Source organism: Verrucomicrobiaceae bacterium, assembly GCA_016713035.1.
GTDB lineage: Bacteria > Verrucomicrobiota > Verrucomicrobiia > Verrucomicrobiales > Verrucomicrobiaceae > Prosthecobacter.
This window is the reverse complement of sequence record JADJPW010000014.1, coordinates 220,271-245,508: the sequence shown is the minus strand read 5'-3', so window position 1 is coordinate 245,508 and position 25,238 is coordinate 220,271. Positions and strand designations below refer to the sequence as shown.

Annotated in this window: 15 protein-coding genes; 9 read left to right on the top strand and 6 right to left on the bottom strand. The window is 60.0% G+C overall.

Features of this window, described 5'->3' with window-relative positions; translation table 11 throughout:
- Positions 1-1,253: 1,253 nt before the first annotated feature.
- A complete protein-coding gene (locus IPK32_25310; protein MBK8095199.1) occupies positions 1,254-1,679 on the bottom strand; it encodes a hypothetical protein in 426 nt (141 codons plus the stop codon).
- A 520-nt stretch (positions 1,680-2,199) separates the two neighbouring features.
- Positions 2,200-2,652, bottom strand: coding sequence for a 23S rRNA (pseudouridine(1915)-N(3))-methyltransferase RlmH (locus IPK32_25305; protein ID MBK8095198.1), 453 nt, complete (start codon positions 2,650-2,652; stop codon positions 2,200-2,202).
- 1,489 nt (positions 2,653-4,141) lie between these two features.
- Here IPK32_25305 and IPK32_25300 point away from each other — a divergent pair.
- Genes IPK32_25300 through IPK32_25280 form a run of 5 tightly spaced genes read left to right on the top strand, consistent with a single transcriptional unit; the run spans position 4,142 to position 8,747 of the window.
- Complete coding sequence (locus tag IPK32_25300; protein ID MBK8095197.1) at positions 4,142-4,624, top strand: ABC transporter permease; 483 nt, start codon at positions 4,142-4,144, stop codon at positions 4,622-4,624.
- 30 nt (positions 4,625-4,654) lie between these two features.
- Positions 4,655-5,416 (top strand): ATP-binding cassette domain-containing protein, encoded by a 762-nt coding sequence (locus IPK32_25295; protein MBK8095196.1) that lies wholly within the window; start codon positions 4,655-4,657, stop codon positions 5,414-5,416.
- A gap of 23 nt (positions 5,417-5,439) precedes the next feature.
- Positions 5,440-6,534, top strand: coding sequence for an MCE family protein (locus IPK32_25290; GenBank protein MBK8095195.1), 1,095 nt, complete (start codon positions 5,440-5,442; stop codon positions 6,532-6,534).
- Positions 6,535-6,579: 45 nt separating this feature from the next.
- Positions 6,580-7,188 carry a YdeI/OmpD-associated family protein gene (locus tag IPK32_25285; GenBank protein ID MBK8095194.1) on the top strand — a complete coding sequence of 203 codons (609 nt, stop codon included), beginning with the start codon at positions 6,580-6,582 and terminating at the stop codon, positions 7,186-7,188.
- A 53-nt stretch (positions 7,189-7,241) separates the two neighbouring features.
- Positions 7,242-8,747 (top strand): terpene cyclase/mutase family protein, encoded by a 1,506-nt coding sequence (locus IPK32_25280; GenBank protein MBK8095193.1) that lies wholly within the window; start codon positions 7,242-7,244, stop codon positions 8,745-8,747.
- A 6-nt stretch (positions 8,748-8,753) separates the two neighbouring features.
- On the opposite strand, the gene IPK32_25275 is transcribed toward IPK32_25280, so the two are convergent.
- Together IPK32_25275 and IPK32_25270 are read right to left on the bottom strand one after the other, a co-directional pair.
- Positions 8,754-8,996 carry a helix-turn-helix domain-containing protein gene (locus tag IPK32_25275; GenBank protein ID MBK8095192.1) on the bottom strand — a complete coding sequence of 81 codons (243 nt, stop codon included), beginning with the start codon at positions 8,994-8,996 and terminating at the stop codon, positions 8,754-8,756.
- Between the two features lie 89 nt (positions 8,997-9,085).
- On the bottom strand, positions 9,086-9,439 hold the full coding sequence (locus IPK32_25270) for a hypothetical protein (protein MBK8095191.1): 354 nt from the start codon (positions 9,437-9,439) through the stop codon (positions 9,086-9,088).
- Positions 9,440-9,552: 113 nt separating this feature from the next.
- Between IPK32_25270 and acnA the strand changes: the two genes are divergently transcribed.
- Complete coding sequence (acnA, locus tag IPK32_25265; GenBank protein ID MBK8095190.1) at positions 9,553-12,237, top strand: aconitate hydratase AcnA; 2,685 nt, start codon at positions 9,553-9,555, stop codon at positions 12,235-12,237.
- Between the two features lie 306 nt (positions 12,238-12,543).
- Here the strand turns inward: acnA and IPK32_25260 are convergent, their stop codons facing one another.
- Complete coding sequence (locus tag IPK32_25260; protein MBK8095189.1) at positions 12,544-16,896, bottom strand: serine/threonine protein kinase; 4,353 nt, start codon at positions 16,894-16,896, stop codon at positions 12,544-12,546.
- A gap of 24 nt (positions 16,897-16,920) precedes the next feature.
- Entirely contained in the window at positions 16,921-17,244 is a 324-nt protein-coding gene (locus IPK32_25255; GenBank protein ID MBK8095188.1) for a hypothetical protein, read from the bottom strand.
- A 168-nt stretch (positions 17,245-17,412) separates the two neighbouring features.
- Here IPK32_25255 and IPK32_25250 point away from each other — a divergent pair, with 168 nt between their 5' ends.
- The 3 genes from IPK32_25250 to IPK32_25240 all read left to right on the top strand — a co-directional run bounded on the left by IPK32_25250 (position 17,413) and on the right by IPK32_25240 (position 25,218).
- Positions 17,413-18,141: a hypothetical protein gene (locus IPK32_25250; protein ID MBK8095187.1), complete on the top strand. Its 729-nt coding sequence runs from the start codon at positions 17,413-17,415 to the stop codon at positions 18,139-18,141.
- An 82-nt stretch (positions 18,142-18,223) separates the two neighbouring features.
- Complete coding sequence (locus IPK32_25245) at positions 18,224-21,373, top strand: HYR domain-containing protein (protein ID MBK8095186.1); 3,150 nt, start codon at positions 18,224-18,226, stop codon at positions 21,371-21,373.
- A 344-nt stretch (positions 21,374-21,717) separates the two neighbouring features.
- The gene (locus IPK32_25240; GenBank protein MBK8095185.1) at positions 21,718-25,218 is read left to right on the top strand and encodes a choice-of-anchor D domain-containing protein; all 3,501 of its coding nucleotides are present in this window, start codon (positions 21,718-21,720) and stop codon (positions 25,216-25,218) included.
- Positions 25,219-25,238: the final 20 nt, after the last annotated feature.

Genomic DNA, 25,238 nt, shown 5'->3' with positions numbered 1-25,238 from the left:
AGTAAATCGACCGTCAGCGTCTCCGTGATCGGAATGGTCCTTTCGACATAAATCGGCTCCGCAGGCGTACTTTGACCTCCCAATCCACGAAAAATCCGCCGAGGAGCCAAAAACGGTGAGGTGGAGCAAATCGAGGGCACCGAGGCTGCTTCCAGATACCTGGGAGGCCGTTTCAGCGGCACCTCACGGCCATGGAACCTCAATGGGGCACAGCAACAGGTGCCTGGAAATAATACGGCATGCAATGTGGCTCGCCCTCTCCATCCAAGCACCAGCGCCAGATGCATCCGTGCATCCTGCGCCACTGCCATCGGCACGCTTCACACACGCACGGTCAGCGGCTCTGGCAGCGCCTCGTAGCCGTACCGCAGCGCCTCACGCCACGTAATCGCTCTCGGAACCAGCCACGCATCCAGCGGATGGCGTCCCAGGCTCCGGCTTCGGCTGCCCCAGCAGCAACTCCGCATGCGGATTCCTCGAAGATGACCCCGTTTTTGTCCGTCAGTACGATCGCCGCTGGATCGGGTGCGGTGGCGCTCGGAATTTCTCCTCCATTGAACCGCGTAAGCTGCCTCCTCATAACAGCCCTCCGTCACGTCCTGGATGCAGACCAGCAGCGAGCCACCTGGCGGTCTTGCCACGGGATGAAACTCGATCTCCATGGGCAAAGCCCTCCTGCCGTAACCAGCCCGAGACAGTGCGCGTGAGCCGCCTCCGCCACACTCTCTCCGCCAAGCCACTGCCATATGCCAGGTGCTGCGCCCGTGGGGCATGCCGCCTGTGACGCCTCCACGCCTGTCTCCTTATCAATCGGGCGTCTCAGCATCTTCGCGACTAACTCGTTCAGGTAAATCGGCGTGCCACGCTCATCAAGCACCGAGAACCACGAGGCGCGGCACTCAAGGCAGAAGCTCCACAAACGAGATTCACGCTTCACAAAGCCGCGCTCCGCCTCCGGCATCGTGCTCCGGCTCCTGCTTCGCTCGGGAGAGCTCCCTCCAGGTTTTTGGAGATTCTCAGGTCAGTTCATGTGGCGGTGCGACTCAGGGGCGGCTAACTCGCAGATTCCGTAGCGCGCCATCAGCACATGTTCCGGCACAGGGGCTGACTTGCGGCGGAGGTATCACCGACTCCGGCACGCACTGCGCGGTCCAAGCGTCTCTGCCGCAACCCTCACTCCATGTTTGGATGGATTTGGCACGGCTTGACACGAGGCCAGCGCTGCTCTCCGCTGCCGTTTCTCAGTGTGGAAGTCATCTGCGGTACCGCATCGCTAGTCCCTGCTCATGTGCGGCACAGACCTCTACATACTGCTGGCGCAGTCGCGCGCGCATCCGCTGCAGATTGCCCAGGCATCCCAAAAGTCGTCTTCCCTCGGCGATGCCGTTGTCGAGCACCAGATGCGCGGCGGCGGCATTCGCTCTCTGGATGACACCATGGTCATCGAGGCAAGGCATCGCGAGTAGAGGGCAATCAAACGGGTCCGGCTGCACGAGGGCAACGCTTTCGGGTGCCTCCTGACTTTCTGCCGCTATCAAACTCGTCACTTTCTGCGGGCATGACTCCGGTGTTGAATTTCTCACGGTGCCATCAGTCCACCACGCTTCCTGCGTCGCATTTCGCCTGCGCCAGGCAGACCACACCTCCCAGCGGTAAATCACGGCGACCATCTGCGTCATACTCACTCCTGACGATGTAATGGCACCTTGGAGAGCTCTTTTTCAGAACCTGTCGCCATCCGGGGTGCAGGTTCGGGAAGCTCTCACACTGGCGACACCCCGTGATCGTCTCACATACTGGGTCAATTCTCGCAGCCACTGGATTAGTCCGGCTGCTTGGCGCGTTCCGCGGTCAAGAATGGCCATCTCCGCGGACTGTTCTCCACCATAACCAATATAGCATGCATATCATCGCCCGTGTCGGAAGGGGCAGGAGGACTCCTGCCGGGACTGAATGGGCTTAGCTTGGAGGCTCATTCTCCTCGGCAGGCTGGATGATACGGATCGTCTGCAGCTTGGGCTGGATGACGTTTTGAGCACGGAAGACGACATTGAGAGGCGGGAGGGATGAAAGTCGGGAGAATTTTAATAATTTAACAAGCCCAAGCTTTTCAACAAGGCGAAAAGATGAAGATGGTTGCGACTCAGTTCGGCAAAAAACGCCGCCGATGGCAGAATCCTTTCAAAGACAATAAGTGCCTCATTCTCGGTGATAAGGCTCTTTTTTTTTCAGGATGGTATGGGCTCCATAAATCTGCTCCAGAAGCACGATCAAGGCCACCTCATGCTGAAGCGTCAGGTCCGAGAGTCGCCAGAGAGCATCCGCCTTCTCTCGCAGCTCTGGCGAGTGTCCATCCGCACCGCCGATGAGCACGCAGACACGCTGCGTTCCAGCGAGATGCTGTTTTTCGATCCAACGCGCTGATCCGCTACGGCGGAACTCGCCGCGCTCATCGAGCGCGATGCGCAGTGCATTTCTGATGCGGTGAGCATCTGTTGTTCTCCGCTGGCACGAGGGCCTTCTTTGAGGATGACGATCAAGCCGAGTGTAATGTTGGAGGCGTTTTAAGTAGGTTTCTACCGCTTCCCGAGCCCAGGGAAAAGCCGGTTTGCCTACGGTGATAATGCGCCAGTTCATGTGGGTGGGCGGCATGGACTCGGAAAAATGCCAAGTCAGCAAATCGACCAAGTCATGGTAATTTTGGTTATTTGAAATGTTTTACCTATTCCTGTCATCGTTGTTGTTGCACATTTTAAGAATCGTTAAAAAAAGGAAGCTAATTTCAAAATAGCTCTTTAACCTTAAACAACCAACGCCTTCATTATGAACTCACGTTCTCTGACCATCCTTTGCCGTGCCAGCGCTGGTGCGGCTGCGTTCTATCATCGCCTCCTGCTCCTTGCCCCCTGGTCCGGCTTGAGGCAGATTCAGTCCCAGGGATTGATCCCTTTATGATGAGCGATGGAGCTCTCTGCAAATCAATAGCACACCACGTATCCAGCCGATGGCTGCTGCCGCACCGAAGATCCAGACTCCTCGCGCTGTCTGCCTCTACCACGCCGGGTGTGAGCACACCGAATCGGTCAGTCCGGTTGAGGACCGCGTTGACTCCGCTCCAGTGCTCCCTCGGCAAAAGATCACTCCGATGCCGACAGCCACTGTCGCGTCAGAACTTCTGGCTATATGCGCTCCCCCTTCTTCAATCCTCCCGCCTCGTCGATGTGCGTGGAATGGAAGCTGGCTCCAAAGTGGTCTGCCCTTACACGCAGAAGCCCTTCTTGGTCCCCAATGGCATCAGCAACGCCGTCTCTCTGCTCCTAAAGTCTCCACGACGCCTAAAATCGTCTCGGCTCCTGAGCCCAAAGTGACTCCTACCGCTCCCCGTGTGGAAACAGACGTGGTCCCGAACACCAATGTCACGGCCCTCAATAACAGCAAGCCCACCCCTGCTGTGAATACCCTTTGCCAAGCCCAAAGTCCAGGCCCCCGCTGCTCCTGATCTCCCTACGGCACCTCCATCTCCGGTCGCCCTGGCTTTGTGAATGGCCCTTATGCCGCCAAGCACCAGACAAATCGATGTCACAAGCCTGCCTCTCGGAATGGAAGTGAAATGTCGGCTACACTGGCAAACTCTTCCGCGTCCCGCAGTAGTCGCCATTCTTTGCAAAGCTGCTCCTTTCACACCCCGTCTGGTTCCGCCGGACAGGGTTTTTTTGCCCTGTGCTTTGGTAGTTCGCTGTTAGGCGAGAGGGTTGGGAAAATCTTCGGATAGCTTGAAGGATTGCCGTTCTCAGCACCTTCGCTTAAAGAGCGCATCTCGTGACCGACGTCCATCCGCATCCCAGGCCACACCTTCCTGCACTTTCTCTCCTACATGGGGCAGATCGCGTATCTGCTGCGTGATCTACTCCATGCCTTCATTCACAGCGTATGGCGGCTCCGGTATTGTAGCCCATCAGATTGTCTCCATCGGCGGCTACGGCTCGCGAGGCTGTCGTCATCGTCACTGGCGCATTCACAGGGGCCGTCTTCACTTTCCAGACCTATGCCAAGTTTGTCGATTTCGGAGTCGGAGTCCTCCCGTCGGGGCCATCGTCTCCGTCGCACTCTGCCGCGCTCCGGACCCGTATTGGCCGGATTGATGGTCGGCGGGCGAGTCAGGGCCGCCATGGCCGCTGACATCGGCACCATGAAGGTCACTGAGCAGGTCGATGCCCTCCGCGTCATGGGCGTGCATCCGGTCGATTTCCTCGTGCTGCCGCGCTTTATCGCCATGCTCATCTCCATGCCCATCTTGGTCGCGGAGTCCATCACCTGCGGCCTCATGGCCTCCTATGCCGTCGCCGTCTATGGTTATGGTGTTCCTGCCTCCTGGTTCATGAGTCACATGGTCGATCACACGAATCAGTGGGACATCGTCATCGGCATGATCAAAGGCTTCGTTTTCGGCATCATCATCACCCTCGTCGCCTGTCACCAGGGTTTGAGTGCGGAGAATGGAGCTGTCGGCGTCGGCATCGGCACCACCCGTGCCGTCGTCATCTCCTCGCTCGTTATGCTCATCGCGAATTTTTTCCTCTCCATCCTCCTGAACTACATCTGGCCGCTTGGCAATTCCGTCTAAACGCCGCCTGTTTGCTGCGTTCCACCCCACATGGTCGATTACCATACAGAGCCCTTCATCCGCATCCGCGGCCTGCATAAAAAGCTAGGCTGGCAGCACATCCTGCGCGGCATCGACCTCGATGTCTTTCGCGGTGAAACGCTCTGCATCATCGGCCCCAGTGGCGAGGGCAAAACGGTGACCATGAAGCATGTCATCGGTCTCATGCAGCCAGACAGCGGTACCATCGAAGTCGATGGCATCCAGGTCAATGGCCTCCGAGAGCGAGAGCTCGCTCCCGTGCGTCAGCGTGTCAGCATGCTCTTTCAGAGCGGAGCCCTCTTTGACAGCCTCACCGTCGAGCAAAACGTCGCTTTCCCCCTCGTCGAATCCGGCGTCCGCGACAAAAAGGAAATCAAAGAACGCGTCTCCCAGGCACTCGACATTGTCGGCCTCGGCCAGCATGGTCAGAAGCTCCCCGTCAATCTCTCTGGTGGCATGCGCAAGCGAGCCGGTATCGCCCGTGCCGTCGTCACCCGCGCCCAATGCATCCTCTACGACGAGCCCACCTCTAGCCTCGACCCCGTCGTCTCAGATGTCATCGACACCCTCATTTTGCGCCTCCAGGAGCGCCACGGCATCACCTCCCTCGTCGTCACCCAGGACATGAAAAGCCTCTTCAAAATCGCCGACCGCATCGCCATGCTCAAAGACGGCCTCCTTCGCTTCCTCGGCACCAAAGAAGAACTCCGCGCCTTTGACGATGAAGTCGTTCAGGACTTCATCGCCGGTCGCGCCCACGTCGATTTCTAAACACCCCTCCCCCCAACCTCTTTATGGAAGAACGCGACAAAAAAACTGAGCTACTCGTAGGCCTGTTCCTCACCGTGGGGCTCGTCATGATGAGCTTGCTCATCCTTCAATTCGGCAGCGTGCGCGACCTCTTCAAAGGTAGCTTTTTCCTCAGCGTCAGCTTCCCAGACGCCTCTGGCATCAAGGAGGCCAGCCCCGTCGTCCTCGCCGGCAAGCGAATCGGCAAGGTGAAGAACAAGCCCCGCCACAACGAAAACTTCAACGCCGTCATCATCGACCTCGAAATCTTCCAGGGCGAAAAAATCCCAGCCGAGTCCATCTTCACCATCACCACCGCCGGCCTCATGGGCGACGCCTTCGTCGATATCGAGCCACCGAAGCACATCTCCGACAAATTCATCACCGAAACGCAAACCGTGACCATCGTCGGCAAGGAAGCTGGCGGCCTCAGCAACCTACAAAGCGCCGCTGAAAAAATCGGCAAACAAGTCAGCTCCTTCATCGAAGACGACCTCAAGCCTGCCGTCAGCAAAGACCTCCGCCCCGCCCTAGCCGAGATCAAAGCTGCTACAACAAAGCTCAATCAAGGAGCCCTCAGTGATGAAACCATCTCCAAAATCAAAAACACCGTCGCGAAGCTCGACTCAGCCGTCTCCCGCGTGGACGAAAAAGTCTTCGGCGACCAAAACGTCTCTCATCTCAAAGAATCCCTGGCCGATCTCAAAGAAGCAGCGGCCAGCTTTAAAGCTGCCTCCAAAAACATTGAAGACAGCAGCAAAAAACTCGGCCCCCTCCTTGATAAACTCGACGCCCCCATCGCCAAGCTCGACAAAGTCATGGCCAGTGCCGACGACACCATGAAATCCATCAAAGGAGCCGCCGACAGCTTCTCCGTCGCCGCACGCAACATCACCAACGGCAAAGGCCTCCTCGGAGCGCTCATCAACGACCCGAAGCTCAAAACCGACTTCCACGACCTCATTTACAACATGAAAACCAGCGGCCCCGTCTGGTACAAAAACAACGCCGACAAGGAGCGATCCAAACAGCAGACGCAGCCCGCCCCAGCACCCCAGCCAGAACAGCCGAAAAAGCGCGGCTTTTTCCAAGGCAACTGACCCAACACCATTTCGTCCGCTCCATCCGTGGAGCCACACACGTCTATGGACTGCTCTCGCACCCCCACTCGTGATCCAGAAACTTGGCTCGATCTCGCACCGCCATTTTCTCAAAACATGGCTCGCGAGGTGAGGAGTTGGATTCAGCGCTGGGAGCCGGATCTGCAAGAGAGCATCAAATGGCACATGCTCTGTTTCAGCGGGCGAAAGCTCGTCTGTGCTCTCAGCGCCTGCAAAAAACACCTCGGCATCACCTTTTTTCGCGGCACAGAGCTGCGTGGCATCACTCAGCTCTTCAGTGAGCAAGAAGGCAATCTGAGCATCCAAACCATCCGCGTCACCGATTTCGCAAAACTCGACGCCCAGGCCCTAAAACGCCTTTTGCACGCCGCCGTGGCCCTGGATGCCGATTTGACCGCCAAACCACCACCCACGAAAAAACGCGCCGAATGGCCCATGCCACCCGCTTTGGCCGCCGCGCTCAAAAAGGGCCCCAAAGCCGCCGCAGGCTTCTCCAAGCTCACAGCAAGCTGCCAGCGTGAGTACAAAGTCTGGATTAGCCAAGCCAAACAGCCTGAAACCATCGCCCGCCGCGTAAAGGAAACGATCACCGCGCTCACCGCCGGCCGAAAATGGGGCCAGCGGAAGGTGTAAGTGTTCAAGACCGACCCCAAGAGCTTTTTCACTCCCGCGTCATGTGGAGTACCATGCACTCCCCTATACGCACACGTTGGCAAAAACTCGGCGGAAGCTCTTTACTCCTCAGCATCACAGTTCATTCCGCCATCCTTCTCGTGATGGGCCTCGTCTGGATGAAGCGAGATGTTTTCCGCGAGCAGGTGGACTTCATCCCCGCAGGCCGCTCGGAGACCACAAAGCAGGCGCACGACGATTTGAAGCATCGAAAGCGGCAAAATGCTGTGAAGACACTCGCCAAGAAAGCTCCCAAAGCACGCCTCGTGATCTCTCAGGTCAAGCCGGAGCATCTTCCAGCACCGGATGATGTCGTTTTGCCTGAAGCTGGGCCGGGCCTCGGTGTCTCCAATGCCGCCAGCACCATGAATATCGGTGCATCGAATGGCCTGGATGGCTTTCGTGGCTCCGGCCAGGGGAACTGGGTGGCCAGTGCGCCGAATCTTTTTCATTCACGATGTTCCACCCAGTCGCGGCTGGAAAAACTCCGCCAAAACGGCGGCAGCCCAGAGTGTGAGCAGGCGGTGTCGCGCTCGCTCGAGTGGTTGAAGACGCAACAGAATGCTGGCGGCTCCTGGGGCCGCTCAAACAAGGCCGCAATGACCGGGCTGGCGCTTCTTTGCTACCTCGGCCGCTGCGAGACGCCGGATTCGCCGTTTTATGGCGATCACGTCCGCTCTGGCATGCTCTGGCTCATCGAGCTGGCGGCCAAAAACCCGCACGGCATGCTCGCGGAGCAGACCACGGCGAGCTCAGCGGCTTACGAGCACGGGATCGCTACCTACGCACTCGGGGAGATGTATTCGTTTTACCGCCTCGGTGGCGCACGGCTGCCAGGACTGCGCGAGACCTTTGAAAAAGGGGTGCGCCTCATTCTCACGAGCCAAAACGAGCGCGGTGCCTGGACCTACGGCGGTCGCGATCATGCTTACGATGCGCAGAGTCATGGCGAAGACCTCTCCGTGACCGGTTGGCAATACCAGGCGCTCAAAGCTGCGAAGCACAGCGGCCTGAAGATCGACGGCCTCGACCGCGCCATCGACCGCTGCTGCGAATACCTTGCTTCCAAACAGACGAAGGACGGTGGCTTCGGCAAAACCAACCGTGACGAGCACTACAACCAATGGAGCCTCACCGGCTGCGGCCTGCTGGGCCTGCAAACGCTCGCAAAGGGCAAAAACGCCGCCGTGAAGAAGGGCGTGGCCTTTTTGCGCGACTTCCTGACTGCCGAACCGCTCGACTGGGACCGCAACTGCAACCTCTACTGCTGGTATTATCAAACGCAGGCCTTCTTTCAGGCCGGTGGTGATGACTGGCGCTTCTACAACGCGCAATTCCTCCCCCAAATCCTCAAGGCGCAGCAAGCTGACGGCTCCTTCCGCCGCGGCCGCCCCAACTGGCCCGCCGGCGATGCCGCAGACGCCATCTACCGCCAAACACTCTGCACGCTCCAGCTCGAGGTGTACTACCGCTACCTCAAAGTCGCGGACCGCGGTGAGGAGTCGATTTTTGAGCGGTGACCGGTTCTAACTGGCTACAGCCAAGATCTCCGGCTTTTGACTCACCAGGCTCAATAGCTTCAAAGCGGCTCCGCTTGGCTTGCGCACTCCGTTTTCCCAACTGATCGCGGTATTCCGCGGCACGTTCAGAAGCGCTGCAAAGGTGGCTTGGCTCACACCGAGGCGAGTGCGGATGCGTTTGATGTCCGCCGGAGGTAGCGGTTTCAGCTTCGGCGGCTCGGCCATCTGAGTGATGCGTATGTTGGGCATCGGTGTTTTGCTTTTTGCATGGGCGGCGAATGCCTGTACTCGCTCGACGAGGGCTTTCGCATTGAATTCGATCTCGTTCACTTTGGCTTTCATGGATGGTAACAGGATTTGATGATATGGACGGCTTCTCGGAGGGCTTTTTTGTCAGCGGCACTGAGGCTGGCTTTCGTTTGCTTGGTGTAGAAATGGAAGAGGATGATGCATGGCACATGCGGCAGCCAAAGGTAGATTACACGGGCTGATCCACTCTTGCCGCGCCCGTCGAGGCGAAAGCGGGCTTTGCGCAAGCCTCCCGTTCCTTGAATGAGGTCTCCCGAGTCAGGAGACTCGGCGAGTTCATTTTGAAACGTGCGCAATTCCTCGTCGGAAGCCTTTTGAAGGCACTCCTTGGTGAAACCGGGCAACTCGGCAAAGAACAGGCGCACAGGAAACTCTATCACCATGTCATATAGTATGGCAATCCCGGTTTTTGTCCGAAACAGCGCTCAGAACATTAAAAAATGGGTGTCAAACCTGCTCTTATGGCTAATTCTCTACCTCCCTCGACTTCCCCTCAATGAATACCCCTCAAACCTTCACCACTGGCAACGGCTCCGCCGGCAAGTTTTACTCCCTCCCGGCTCTTGAGGCCGCAGGCATCGGCAAAGTCTCGAAGCTGCCGGTTTCCATCCGTATCGTGCTGGAGTCGCTGCTGCGCAATTTTGACGGCAAGAAGGTCACTGAGGCGGATGTGAAGAATCTGGCGAACTGGAACGCGAAGAGCCCTGGCGAGTATGAAATCCCCTTCACCGTCGCTCGCATCGTGCTTCAAGACTTCACGGGCGTGCCGCTTCTGGTCGATCTGGCTGCGATGCGCTCGAAGGTGAAGCAGCTCGGCAAGAACCCGAAGATGGTCGAGCCGCTGGTGCCGGTCGATCTCGTGGTGGACCACTCGGTGCAGGTCGATTTCGCCGGCACGCAGCAGGCGCTGAATCAAAACCTCGCGCTGGAGTTTGAGCGCAACAAGGAGCGCTACCAGTTCCTGAAATGGGGCGAGCAGGCCTTTGACACCTTCAAAGTGGTGCCCCCCGGCATCGGCATCGTGCATCAGGTGAACCTCGAATACCTCGCGAAGGGTGTTTTGGAGAAAGACGGCGTGTATTACCCGGATTCACTCGTCGGCACGGACTCGCACACGACGATGATCAATGGCCTCGGCGTCGTGGGTTGGGGCGTGGGCGGCATTGAGGCCGAAGCAGGCATGCTCGGCCAGCCGGTGACCTTCCTGGTGCCGGAAGTCGTGGGCGTTTACCTCACCGGAGCGCTCAAAGAAGGCGTCACCGCCACCGACCTCGTGCTCGAAGTCACTCAGAAGCTGCGCCAGCTCGGCGTCGTCGGAAAATTCGTCGAATTCTACGGCCCCGGCGCGGTCAGCCTGCCGGTCACCGATCGTGCGACCATCGCGAACATGGCACCTGAGTATGGCGCGACGATGGGCTTCTTCGGCGTGGACGAAGAAACCGTCGCCTACCTGCGCGGCACCGGCCGCAGCGAAGAGCTTTGCAAGACCGTCGAGGCTTACTACAAAGCGCAGGGCATGTGGGGCATCCCCACCGAGAAGGGCAGCATCGAATTCACCACCGAGATGGAGATCGACCTCAGCGGCGTGGTGCCCTGCGTGTCCGGTCCGAAGCGTCCGCAGGACCGCATCGAGGTGCCTGCTTTGAAGACGAAGTTCCGCGACCTGCTCGGCGCGGATGTGAAGGCCGGTGGTTTCGGCAAAGCGGAGTCCTTCAAGCCCGCCGAAGTCGTCGTGAACAGCAAAGCCGACACGAAAGACACCATCACCGACGGCTCCGTGCTCATCGCCGCCATCACGAGCTGCACAAACACCTCCAACCCGAGCGTCATGCTCGCCGCAGGTCTGCTCGCGAAGAAAGCGAACGCCAAGGGCCTCACCGTGAAGCCTTCGGTGAAGACCAGCCTCGGCCCAGGCAGCCGCGTCGTGACCGATTACCTCACCAAGACCGGCCTCCAGGTCGAGCTCGACAAGCTCGGCTTCCAGACCGTCGGCTACGGCTGCACCACCTGCATCGGCAACTCCGGCCCTCTCGACGCCGGCATTGAAGATGTCGTCAAAGGCCAGGACGTCGTCGCCGCCTCCGTGCTCTCCGGGAACCGCAACTTTGAGGCCCGCGTGCATCAGAGCATCAAGGCAAACTTCCTCATGTCGCCCCCGCTCGTCGTCGCCTACGCCATCGCCGGCACCGTCGATATCGACTTGAGCAAGGACGAGCTCGTCGCCGGCAGCGGCGTCTATTTGAAGGACATCTGGCCCACGCTCAAAGAAGTGCGCGATGCCATGGAGTCCGCGCTTTCGCCCGATGTCTTCCGCAAGCTCTACACCGACTTCGCTTCGCAAAATCCGAAGTGGAACGAGATCCAGGGCAGCATCGGCGAGGTCTTCGAGTGGGACGGCAAATCCACCTACATCCAGCATCCGCCCTTCTTCGCCGACTTCAGCATGACCCCCGGCGACATCGTGAATATTGAAGGCGCACGCCCGCTCGGCATCTTCGGCGACAGCGTCACCACCGACCACATCAGCCCTGCCGGAGCCATCAAGAAAGCCAGCCCCGCCGGCCGATTCCTCACGGACAACGGCGTCACGCAGGCCGATTTCAACAGCTACGGCAGCCGTCGCGGCAATGACCTCGTCATGACCCGCGGCACTTTTGCTAATGTCCGCATCAAGAACCTCATGCTCGGCGGCAAAGAAGGCGGCGACACGCTGCTCCAGCCCGCAGGGACTGAAATGAGCATCTACGACGCTGCTGAGGCCTACAAAGCCGCTGGCACGCCAAGCATCATCCTCGGCGGTGAAGACTACGGCATGGGCTCCAGCCGCGACTGGGCCGCCAAAGGCACCCGTCTTCTCGGCGTGAAGGCCGTCATCACCAAGAGCTTCGAGCGCATCCACCGCAGCAATCTCGTCGGCATGGGCGTCCTGCCCTGCAACTTCAAGAACAAGGCCGACTACGACAAGGTCAAAGACCTCGCCGATGCCACCTTCGACCTCCTGGGCCTGTCCAACGACTTCAAGCCCATGAGCGAAGCCACCCTCCGCGTCCACAAGTCCGACGGCACGTCCTTCGACATCCCGTTGGTCGTCCGCATCGACACCCCCGTCGAAATCGACTACTACCGCGCCGGCGGCATCCTGCCCTACGTCCTCGCGCAGATCCTGCGTGCGAATGGGTGAAGTGAGTGAAGCTCTGATCTCGTGATTCCCAACTGCCGCTGTCCCGTTTGAAGGCCGCGGCAGTTTTGGTTTTGGTGAGGCAGTTTAATGTCGCCGCTCAACAGCACGTGGCACAGGGCTTCAAATAACGCCGCCTTCCCCTTGGACTCGTAGCGGGAGCGCACACGCTGCATCACCACCTGCATCAGTTCTTGCGCCCACTGGCGGTCATAGAGCAGGTCTGGGCTTTCATGATGCGCAGACTCCTGCTCATAGCGTCCTTCGGGATACTCAATGCTTCGCACTGCAAGGATGGGGATTCATCATTCATTTCTGAACTTGAGAGGCCTCGCGGATCAGGGTGCGGGCCAGTATGGAGTCCCCTGCGGTGGGGCTGGTGAGGGTGCGTTGGTGGAGATCACTGGCGGTGGAGATGGTTTTTAATTCAGCATCTGCTGCGGCAGTATCCCCGAGGGCGCGGTGGGCGAGGGAGGAAAGAGCATGCCGCATCAGCCAGTCGGTGGTATTGCCTCTGCCAAGCCAAGGCGTGATGATCTTCAAAGCCTCCGCCGACTTTCCGGAGCGGATGAGGGAAAGTGACTGGGTATAGGCGTAGCGATGCTTCTCAGCCTGGGGCGCGTTTTTGTAGGCGGCGGCGGCTCGTTGCACGATGTCGGCTAGCTCGGCACCATCGGCAGGTAGGGCTAGGCAAATGCTGGCCGTGCGGTGCTGGAGTCCGGCGCTTCCGAAAGGGGCGGTGTTCTTGAGTAAAGCTGTGCGCAGGGTGCGGAAGGTGGCTGCATCACCATCAAGGACTAGCTGAGTCATCCATCCGCTGGCATCAGCCACGACGCTGCTCCAGGCTCCCTCATTTTTGGGCTGGCTGCGAAGGGCCTCGTCATGGAGGCGCTGGAGCCACTGCTGGGCGGCGGGCAGGCGGGCCGCATTTGGCTGGCGGATGTGGAGGGAATGATGCAGCTCACAGGCACGTCTGGTGACTTCCACACGCAGTCGCTCGTGCTGGCCTGGCCAGGTTTTGGCTTCGACCTTGTCCCAGGCTATCTGCACGAGTGGCAGAGCTTCTTCTTGCTTGCCGAGGTATTCCAGGGCGCGGACCAGCTCCAGGGTGCAGAAGGTGCCCCGCCAGCCGAGGTCATTCTCTTGGGCGAGCTGGTGAGCGGTGCGGGCGTAGGCTTCTACCCGGTCACGCACACCGACCTCTCGCAGCACGCTGGAGGCGAACTTCTGCGCCTCAGCTTGGTAAAGCTTGCTGCCACCCTTCTCGGCCTCAGTGAGAGCGGTTTGGAGTTCGGCTTCGGCTTCTTGGGGCTTCTTTTGCAGGTGCAGAAGCTTCACCACAGAGAAGCGGCTGCGGTAGGCGCTTTTCTCGAAGTCATCTGGCAAATGCCCCGTGAGCTTCTCGGCGCGGCGGCGCAGCAGGATGACTGCCCGCTGAATGTCCGCCGCAGTGCCATAAAGGCTGGCGGTGATGAAGTTGCCCGCAAGCTTGGCCAGCTTGTTGTCGGCGAAATCTAGAATCTGGGTGGTCTTGCTTTCCTTCTCTATGAGTGTGGGTAGCTCCCGCAGTGCCGCTTGGGTCAGCTCTTGGGCTTCAGGCAGCTTCTTGGTGGCGAGAAGGATGCTAGTATTCTCAACCTGTGCGCTAGCGATGTCCCAGAGGCGGTTGTGATTGCTCGGCAGTAGTTCAAAGGCTCGCTTGTGTGCTTTAATTGCCTTGTCATTGGCGGTGAGCGCAGTGGCAGGTCTGCCTGCGAGGTCTTCGGCCTTAGCATGCCGTGCCCAGGCCAGGCCAGTGCGGCGGAAAAGGTCCTCGCTGGCTGGCGTGGTGGAGCCGGAGAGTGCCTCTAAGATATCCGCCGAGCTGCGGGCGTGCTTACTGGCCGCATCATACTCATACAGGTCGAGGTGGCTACCTGCGCATGCATAGTGGCTCTCACTGAGTTCGGTGGCGTGCTGTTCGGGATCAAAGTGCGAGATGGCGGCCAGAAAAGCCTGCACCGAATCACGTTGCCGTACTTTTCCTTGATGCTGGAGATTGTAGGCTAGGGCATGCAGGCACTGCCCGTTGAGTTTGCGTGCAGGGAGGCTCTTGGGATCTTCAGCTAAGACTACGGCAGCGAGTTTCAGCACCTCGCGGATTTCTGCCTCGACCTTCAGGTGGGCTGCCTGTCTTTGAGTGGGATCACTGAGAGCTACGGCTTTGTTGTGATTCTCTCCAGCGGTGGTGCGTAGCTTCTCGGCGATTTCCATGCGCCCTTGGGCACTGACCGTAGCGGCGGTCATGGCCTGCAGTTTCTGTGCGGCGGCGGCGGCCTCTTTTTCCTTACCTAGAGCGGCCAGCACCTGGGTCTGCGCTTTGGCGATGAGGGCTAGACTGGTTGGAGCATCAAACTTTTCCACTTTACCTGCGAGGGGTTCGAGGATCGCGGCGGCCTGCTCCAGCCAGCTTTGACCTTTGGCGGGTAGGGTCACTGCTAGTCGCAGCAGCTTCTTCACAGCGAACTCACTTTTATCATTACTGAGCACGAGAGTCATGGCGTTCATCTCGATGGAGGCCCGCAGGTCACGCAGGCTGGTGAGCAGGTGCTCCACCGCTTTGTCCACGGGCGGCTCGGACTGGCGCAGGAGCACTCCGACTAAGTCATCACGAGTCTTCGCTCGGTTTGAGAGGAGCAAAGGCCGCTGCGGGCTGCGAACAAGGGCCTCCTCACGGCAGCGCAGTTCCTCCAAGCGGCTCGCCAGCTCTGCCTCCAGGTTTTTGCGGTCGTAGTGCAGCGATGCCATGGAGGAATGACTGTTGGCGAGGTCACGCCACCACTCGCCGCGCCCAGGCTCCAGCTCCACCAGCTTCCTTCGGCCCTCCAAGGCCTGAAGCAGCAGGTCTTCCCCGCGTTTATCTTCTGCGGCGTTTTGAGTCTGTTTGCCTCGGCTTCGGAGACCGCTTCCTGCACGATAGACGGCACTCCAGCGTGCCTCCCGCAGCAGGGCGGAGTCCCCGCCCAGCTCCATGGCTTTGGTAAAGGAGGCGGCGGAGGCTTCGAACTCCTGGATGGACATGTCTTGCTGTTTTAACCTTTCCGCCACCTTGGCCTGACCTGCGTGCATGAGACCCTCTGCTTCGCACACTTGGCTTTTCTCACCATGCACAGCACGCATTCGCTTGGTGATTTCCACCGCCGCCATGAAGCGCATCTGCGCCTGTAGGGCTTCGCCTTTGTCCCGCACCAGAGAGAGAGCCACCATGTTCTGCGCCAGCACTTGGTAATACATGGCCCAGAGGGTGTCTGGGTGGGTCTTGAGCCATGTTTGGCAGCGATGAGTGAGCCGATCACTCATGGGCAGGAGGGCGTCGAAGTCACTGGCGTCCATGTGCAGGTACCAGAGGCTCAGCATGGCGAAGCTGGCCTCGTCCGCGAGGTCATCTCGCTCGGGATTCTTGGCCAGCAGACTATCCATGATATTCAGGCACTCTTCGGCGTGCTTCTTTTGCTCTTCGGACCTTCCAAGAGCTAGGGCGATGGTGGCGCGGTTCAAAGCGAGGGAGGCGAGATGTCGTTGGGACTTCTCCTGCCCCAGCAGCTCGGGTGGCAGGGCTTTAAAGTAGGACTCTGCGGCCTTCACCATATCCGACAACGCCTCCACCTTTCCCAGGGCCAGCAGCTTTCCCCTCATGCCGTGGATGCCTTCTGTCACCAGCGCCTCCGCCGAGTCGCGGGCTTTCTCCGCATCTCCCAGGCGAGATTCAGCGAGGTGCTCTGCTTTGGTGGCCCTCACGGCCTGCCAGACGGTGAAGCCGATGCCTGCAAGCATGCTCAGCATGACCAAGGCGGCAGCAGCCAGCGGCCCCTTGTGCTTGCGGGCCATTTTGCCCAGGCGATAGGCGGCACCGGGCGGACCGGCGCTCACAGGCTCGTCCCGCAAATGATGCTGGATGTCCTCCGCCAATGCACTGGCGCTGGCATAGCGGCGCTCGCGGTCTTTTTCCAGTGCCCTGAGGACGATCCACTGGATGTCCCCGCGCACCTGGGAGGCCAGCTTTCGCATTTCCGTCTGTCGCTGGGCCGCCACGGTCTGTGTCTGCTTGCCCAGAGTCATCAGGCAATGCTCCAGGCTCGGTGGGTCCTGCTCGCGGATCAGCCGCAGCACCTCGTCGATGGCGGCTTTGTGGAGCGTCTCTTTGGATAGGGGAGTGGTGCCGATGAGCAGCTCATAAAGCACCACGCCGAGTGAGTAAATGTCACTGCGGCTGTCCACATCCAGGCCCGAGAGTCCCGCCTGCTCAGGGCTCATGTAAAGGGGGGTGCCGATGAGGGAAAGGCCCTGAGTCTGGAGCAAGCTCAGCCCCTCAGCCGCCTCCGCTCCGGTCTGCAGAGCCTTGGCGATGCCGAAGTCGATCACCTTGGGCGAGGGTTTCCCATCCACCATGGTCACTAGGATGTTGGACGGCTTCAGATCCCGGTGCAGCACGCCTTTTTGATGCGCATGCTGTACGGCCTGACACACAGGGATGAAAAGCTCCAGCCGCTGCCTCAGCGTCAGTCGATGCGCATCACTGTGCTCCGTGAGCGGCATCCCACGGACCATCTCCATTGCAAAGTAAAGCCGACTTGAGTCCGTCTTCCCCGCATCCAGCACCGCCGCGATGTGGGGATGATCCATCAGCGCCAACGCCTGCCGCTCCGCCTAAAAGCGCGTGATGATCTCTCGGCTGTCCATGCCCGCCTTGATCACCTTCAGCGCCACCTCCCGCAGGATAGGCTCCCGCTGCTCCGCCCGCCAGACGATACCGAAGCCGCCCTCCCCCAGCACCTCGATAAGACGGTAGGGGCCGATCATATCCCCCGCCGCTTCACCCTCACCACGTTTCACGAAACTCGGCCTCGGGGCGCTGGTCATCACCGTGGCGTCATCATCCGCCATGGGTGCCGCTGTGCGGATCGTCTCGTCTTCCAGCCCCATACGCAGCAGCGGGGCGATGTCTTCTTCGGGAGGCTGGGGATCAGTCATGGGGATATAGGAAATGGGCTGGCTAGACATCCTCGGAGAACGGCAGGGGCCCTGATTCACGGCTAGGCGTATTCGTCACCCAGTAACAGGTACATTCATCTACCCCGCTCACAGAAAAGTATTTCAATCGTTGCGCATTCTCTGGGAACTTCATACACCTCTGTCTGCATGTCTCCCCCTGCCGCCCAGCGCACATTCCCCACCACGCAGTGGTCCCTGGTCATCCGACTCAAGAGTGCAGATGCCAAAGAAGTGCAGCAGGCCGTGCATGACATATTCACCGCCTATCGCTACCCGCTTTACGGCTACCTGCGCAGCAGCGGCCTGGGCCACGAGGATGCAGAGGACGTGCTCCAGGGCTTTTTCCAGAAGATGATGCGCACCCACTCCTTCGGGAAGGCCGACCCAGCACGCGGAAAACTGCGCACCTTTCTGCTCACGGCGCTCTCCCGCTTCAAAGTCAACTTTCAGCGCGGTGAGCAGCGCCGCCACCAGCGCGTCCGGGCCGAGGCCGATCTGTGGGATGCTGATGAGGCCCGCTGGCAGCGTGAGCAGCACGCCACGCAGGAGACACCGGAGCACGCCTATGACCGCCGCTGGGCTGTCGAACTCATCGAGCAGGTGCGTCACCGCCTGCGGCAGCATTTTGAGCAAGTCGGCAAAGGTGAGCTATACCTCGCCCTATCACCTCTACTCAGCAGCGAACAGCCTGAGACCGAAGCCTTTGCCCAAATCGCCGCACGGCTTTCCATGACTGAGAATGCCCTGCGCGTGGCCCTCAGCCGCCTACGCCGGGACTTTCGGGATGCCCTGCTCAAGGAGGTCAAACGCACGCTCGACGAGGGAGACGACGCCCGCGTCGAGATCCAGCACCTGTTGGAGCTGTTTCGCCGCTAATCCGGCACGATTTCTGGAAATGCCCCTAACCAGCCGGGGTAGAATACGGTAGCCCGCCCACCTCCGGATCCCACACGCGCCCATGAAATCATCTCCCTTGTTATTTCTTTATACGCCCTGCGCTTGGTTTCTGCTAACCGCTGCTCTCCAGGCTCGAATTCAGTTCAATTGGCACCGGGATGACAATGTTCCGCCGCTTTGGAATAATCTCTCGAACTGGTCGCCTGAGTGGGATCCCTCGATGCAGTACGGACAACCTTACCCATCCAACTACGAGGTGGACAATCTCTCGCAACATCTGTTTGATGTCTATCTGACCAATGATGTCAGTGGCGATGGAGTGATCATCCCTGCCAATGCGAGCATAGATGTGATGGGGCTGAACATGGACCCAACGGTGAACCTCGTGATACAGGGCTGGCTGACGGTACACGGAGGATATGCGGTGCCTAGAGCGGGTGGAAGCGCGTCTATCAACAGAGACTTGGTCATCTCGGGTGAGAACCCATCGATTTTCGCGCCGGGCTTGCTAGGCCTTGGCTCCGGGCCTAGCGGCTGGGGTATAGGCCTTGACTATTGGGGTGTCGAGGCACTCGAGATTGGAGAGGAGGGTGATCTCACTCTTGAGTTGCCTGGTAGCAAGATCATCAATTATGACAATCTCTTCAGTTTCATTACACCCGCTTATGCATTCACACTCACAGAGCGCATCGTGAGCAACCGGGGCGTTTTCGAGATACGGGACCGAGGCTGGCGACCAAAGGCCCCACCCCATATCATTGACACAGTACGTCTCATCAACCAGGGTGAATTGATCGTGAATGCGACAATACACAATGCCGCAGTCGGCGGTATCGCTGACCTCTTCAATGACACTGGGCTGATTGATCATGAAGAAGGTCTGGTGATTGTCTCCGCGCGGCCGGGCCTTAGCGCTTCCGTGTATCTTACTTCATTGGTGCATATTCAGGGTGATGAGGCTATTGAGCTGGATGGCGAAGGTGCCCTGGTATTCGGAGGTGAAGATGGCCTGGACAAATTGAGGTATCTGGGCGGTGTGCTGAGGTTGATCAATGGCGCATCGCTGGATGTTCTGAGGGATGGTTCGCCCGTGGAAGCGCCGATGGAAATCGAGCGTGACATGGGAGCCATGGGACTGGACGCAGAGCTAGCCTTGGAGGGAGATTCCAGTTACTTCCGTTCTGGTGATCTGCGAGTTATCGACGGAACCGTGATCATGGTGGGCGGCGTCTCAAATCTGCTTCACGGTGTCGATTCGCCGAGTTTGCCGATGAGTTTTGAAGATGGCCTTGGAGCCGAGATCCTAACGCTGCCAGCCTTTCCACCAGCGCATGGCCTGAAGTCGAGAAATCTGGCGGTCAGTGAGGCGACGGTCAGTGCTGGCACTCGGATGGGGCAGACCTATACGCTGAAATTCAAGGCCTCGGGCGGCCAGTTACCGAGAGGCGGGAAGGTCATCGTCTCAAGCCCGACTCTCCCCCTTCAGGCACCTTTGGAATTTCCGTTCGCCGCCCCTGGAAACGCCGCTTACATCGACGTGGAAGTGGAATTCGAAGCAACGAACACCACTACATACATCACCTTTACGGCGGATCCGGTAGAACCCGGCACTACGGTGGAAATCGGCCCCGTGATCGATGCCCTATGGGTGACCAAGTCTCAGTTTGCCCCCCTTTTGGATGTGGTGGGGGAGCTGTCCATCCACGCAGACGATGTGGCGGAGAAATGGGGAGAGGTGATGGTGGGCACCGGACATGTGAGGGCGGAAAGCATCGTCATGGATGGCAAAATGTCCCTGGAGGGGGGCATCATCAGCGGTTACACGACTGCGGATAGCCTGCTTCCCGTACCGATCACGGTGCTTCCCGGTGCTGTGAATTTTGACGGGGAGTTAGGTGGTTTCGGAGACATCTACTCCAACAATCTGTTCGTCGGTGGCGTGCTCAAGCCTGAGCACCTCATCGTTCACGGAAATGTGACCCTTCAGGCAGCGGGTGCGTTGCAAGTGGACATCACCGATGGCTCTGCACTGCAAGTCGTGCCCCTTGCAAGTGGAGGTGGAAATCTGGCTCTCAACGGTCGCCTAGCGGTCCGCTACACACTGAGTGCTCCGCCACTTCCTGCCGACCAGATCACCGTTGCAACCGCGAGCAGTATCTCCGGCACCTTTGGCAATCTGGTCAATGGCCGCGTGCGAGCCACCTCACAAGCTCTTGGCGGAGGCATTCAGCAATTTGTCACGGGCAGCTTCGCCGTGACGATTACCTCGACAGCCATCACCCTTTCTGGCTTTCAGGCGGGACCGAGCCTGGAGGTCCCCGCCGACATCACGGTGGAGGCCCTGTCTGCGGCTGGCTCGGCGGTGACTTTTGCGGTGACTGCTCAGAATGCCGGATGGCAGCCCCTGGTGCCAATAGTGTCACACTCCAGCGGCAGCGTCTTCCCCGTGGGTCCAACGACCGTCGAGGCGACCGCACAGGACGCCGTGGGACAAGCCGTGACAGGGAGATTTGTGGTCACCGTGAGGGATACCACGCCCCCAGTCGTGACGGCACCGGCGGATAGATCAGTGGCTGCGGCCAGTTCTGCTGGGGCTGTCGTCAACTATGATGAAGGAACTGCCGCAGACACGGTCGGAGTCACCGCCATCACTTACGATCCACCCAGCGGATCGCTTTTACCCGTGGGAGCCACGGTGGTGACTGTCACGGCCAGAGATGCCGCAGGCAACCAAGGCACATCCATCTTCACCGTCACGATCACGCCTCCAGCCACCAATCCCCTGCAACTAGCTGCGAATGTCATTGCAGCGGCAGGTCTCAACGGCCCAGCGGCAGCGCTGGATGCCACGCCTCACGACGATGGTGTGGCCAACCTCCTGAAATATGCCTTCAACATGAACCTCAGCGGCCCGGACTCCCGGACCATGGCTTCTGGAGGCAGCGGCGGCCTGCCGGGCATCACGACGCAGCCGAACGGCCCCAGCAGCATCTTCCGCTACGAGTTCCTGCGGCGGAGAAACAGCGGCCTGATCTACACCCCGCAGAAGAGCCCGGACATCACCCTCCCGAACTCCTGGGTGCCGTTGACGGACACCCCCACCATCATTCCCATCGACGACACCTGGGAGCGCGTGATCTACGAGGAACCCTACAACGCAGCCACCACCCCGAAGTGCTTTGGCCGCGTGCAGGTGACCCTGCCGCCGTGATCACAACGGCGCCCGATACAGCTCCACAAAGTCCTCCACGCTCGGCAGGCGCGGTTTGAACTGCGCAAATAGAAAAGAGTAGCCAGGCTCGCCGCCGAAGCCCCTTCACCGATCCCCCAAGTCCAGCCACTCAGACCCCCAGCCCCTAGCGAACACCACCATGTCATTCGAGCGCCACACCGCCCCGCTCGCCTACGGTGGCTTCACCATGGGCCCGCCACCCTGACTGGTCCGCTCAGCGCCCGCGTCACCGCCTTCGCAAGAAGGTGGTCAGAAAGTCCCCAGCCTTACGCTCTTGCGAGCACGGCTACGCAAAACTGCCCATCCCCTCCTCTCACACGCTCATGAAACCACACCTGCTCATTGGTCTCGCCGTCTCGCTGGTCGCGCTTTGCTCTTCTGTAAACGCCCAGCAGTATCAGTGGAGCACCTTCGCGGGTCTTGCGGGCAGCGAGGGCAGTGCCAATGGCACCGGCAGCGCTGCACGCTTCAGCAATTCAACCGGGACGGCGGTGGATGGTGACGGCAATGTCTATGTGGCAGACATCTCCAACCAGATCATCCGCAAGATCACTCCGGCGGGCGTGGTGACCACCCTCGCGGGCAGCCCAGGCAGCACGGGCAGCACCGACGGCACCGGCAGTGCTGCGCGGTTCTACAATCCATCCGGCGTGACGGCGGACAGCAGCGGCAACGTCTATGTGGCGGACTATTGGAACCACACCATCCGCAAGATCACTCCAGGGGGGACGGTGAGCACCCTCGCAGGCCTCGCCTTGACCCCTGGCACAGCCAACGGCACTGGCAGTACCGCGCGGTTCAGATACCCGCATGATGTGGCCGTGGACGGCAGCGGGAATGTCTATGTGGCGGACAATGAGAACCATACCATCCGCAAAGTGACCTCCGCCGGCGTGGTGACCACCCTGGCCGGGCTCGCTGGGACGGCTGGCAGCGCCGACGGCACTGGCAGTACCGCACGCTTCAGCAATCCGGCGGGTGTGGCAGTGGATAGCAGCGGCAATGTCTATGTGGGCGACCGCAGCAATCATACCATTCGTAAAGTCACCTCCGCAGGCGTGGTGACCACCCTGGCGGGCAGCGCCGGAGTTTTTGGCAGCACCAATGCCACTGGCAGCGCAGCGCGCTTTTACTACCCCGCCGGTGTGGCGGTGGATGCCGGCGGCAACGTGTATGTGGGCGACACCTACAACGATGCGATCCGCAAGATCACCCCAGGCGGCGTGGTCACCACCATCGGCGGCGTCTCCGGCAGCATCGGCAGCACGGATGGCCTGGGCACTGCCGCAAGGTTCAATGATCCCTTTGACGTCGCAGTCAGCACCGGTGGCCGCCTGTATGTGCCGGACCGGGGCAATGACACCATCCGCCGTGGCGTCCCTTACGCTCCTGAGATCACCGTCACCGGCAACGGCCAGAACATCACCGATGGCGACATGGCACCCTCCCTGACGGACCACACCGACTACGGCAGCACACCGCTGGGCACGCCGATCACGCGCAGCTTCACGGTGACGAACACCGGCGGGCTCGATCTCAATGTCACTGGCCTGACCCTACCGACTGGCTACGAGCATGTGGGCACCTTCGCGCCCTTCACCCTCGCTCCCGCCGCCGCCCAAGTGGTGCAGCTGCGCCTGCTGGCGAACACGGTGGGAGGGGCGTTCAGCGGTACCATGTCGATCCTCAGCGATGATGTGGATGAGGGGAGCTTTGATGTGGCGCTCACCGGCAGGGTCACCTTCGGCGTGGCTATCGATGAACAGTGGGTACAGCGCTACAACGGCCCGGCCAACGGCAATGACTACGCGATTGCCACGGTGGTGGACAGCGCAAGCAACGCGATCGTCACCGGCATGTCCATCGGCAGCGGCGGCAACGAAGACTGCTACACGGCGAAGTATGCCGCCGCGGACGGGGCGTTGCTGTGGGAAAAGCGCTACAACGGCCCAGCCAACAGCAATGATCGCGGCAACAGCGTAGCGGTGGACAGCGCGGACAATGTGATCATCATAGGCGAGTCCATCGGCAGTGGCACTGGCTACGACTCTTACACCGCCAAGTATGCCGCAGCGGACGGGGCGTTGCTGTGGGAGAAACGCTACAACGGCCCGGCCAACGGCTATGACATCGCCAACAGCGTGGCGGTGGACAACGCGGGCAATGTAATCATCACCGGCATGTCCATCGGCAGCGGCGGCAACGAAGACTGCTACACGGCGAAGTATGCCGCCACCGACGGGGCGCTGCTGTGGGAAAAGCGCTACAACGGCCCGGCCAACAGCGATGATCGGGGCACCAGAGTAGCGGTGGACAGCGCGGACAATGTGCTCATCACAGGCAAGTCCATCGGCAGTGGCACTGGCTACGACTCTTACACCGCCAAGTATGCCGCAGCGGACGGGGCGTTGCTGTGGGAGAAACGCTACAACGGCCCGGCCAACAGCGATGACGGGGCCTACAGCGTGGCGGTGGACAGCGCGGGCAACGTGGCCGTTACCGGCCATTCCTACATCGGCACCAGCCACGACTACTACACGGCGAAGTATGCCGCAGCGGACGGGGCGTTGCTGTGGGAGAAACGCTACAACGGCCCGGCCAACAGCGATGACGGGGCCTACAGCGTGGCGGTGGACAACGCGGGCAACGTGGCCGTCACCGGATTTTCCTTAGACTACAATTACGGCAACAACGACTACTACGACTACGACTGCTACACGGCGAAGTATGCCGCCGCCGACGGGGCGTTGCTGTGGGAGAAACGCTACAACGGCCCGGCCAACGGCCTGGCCAACGGCTTTGACTTGGCCAACAGCATGGCGGTGGATAACGCGGGCAATGTGATCATCACAGGCCAGTCCGACGGCAGTGGTACCGCCTCCGACTACTACACGGCGAAGTATGCCGCCGCCGACGGGGCGCTGCTCTGGGAACAGCGCTACAACGGCCCGGCCAATGACCAAGACGTGATGTGGCAAACCTTCCCCTACGCTGGAAAACTCGCCCTCACCCCCGATGGCGGTGCCGTGGTGACGGGAGCATCCTCTAACGGAGTCAACTACGACTATGCCACCGTATTCTACGGACCCGCAGCCTCCGCACCCACTGCCATCACCAGCGCAGCTACCACCATCACCAGCACCACCGCCACGCTGAACGGCACGGGGAACCCGAACGGCATCATCACCAGTGCATGGTTTGAGTGGGGCACCAGCACCGCCTACGGCCAGAGCACCACGTCCGAAGCAATCGGCTACGGCACCAGCGCTGTGCCTGTCTCCGCCAATCTCACCGGCCTCATCCCCGGCACGCTCTACCACTACCGTCTCGTCGCCCAAAACGGCGAGACCACCGCCTATGGTGCGGACCTGACCTTCACCACGCTCACGCCCTATCAGGTCTGGGCCGCAGCCAATGGCGTCACCGGCACGAACACCGGCCCCAATGATGACTTCGACAGCGATGGCATCATCAACCAGCTCGAATGGGCCTTTGGCATGGACCCCACAGTGAGCGGCACGGGCGTCATCATCGTGAGCGGCGCGGTGATCGTGCAGCGCGGCAGTCCGACGGTGAGCGTACAGAACATCCTCAACAGCGTGGACTACCGCGCACTCTTTGGCCGGCGGAAGGATTATCTGGCCGCCGGGCTGACCTACACGACACAGTTCAGCGCCGATCTCGGCACCTGGCAGAACAGCACCGCAACGCCCACCGTCATCGCCGACGATGGCGTGATCGAGGCCTGCACGGTGCCTTACCCGTTCTTCATCAATGGCAAGAAGGCCCGCTTCTTCCGGGTGAGCGTGAGCGTCACGCCGTGAGGGAGGAAATGAAGAAAAAC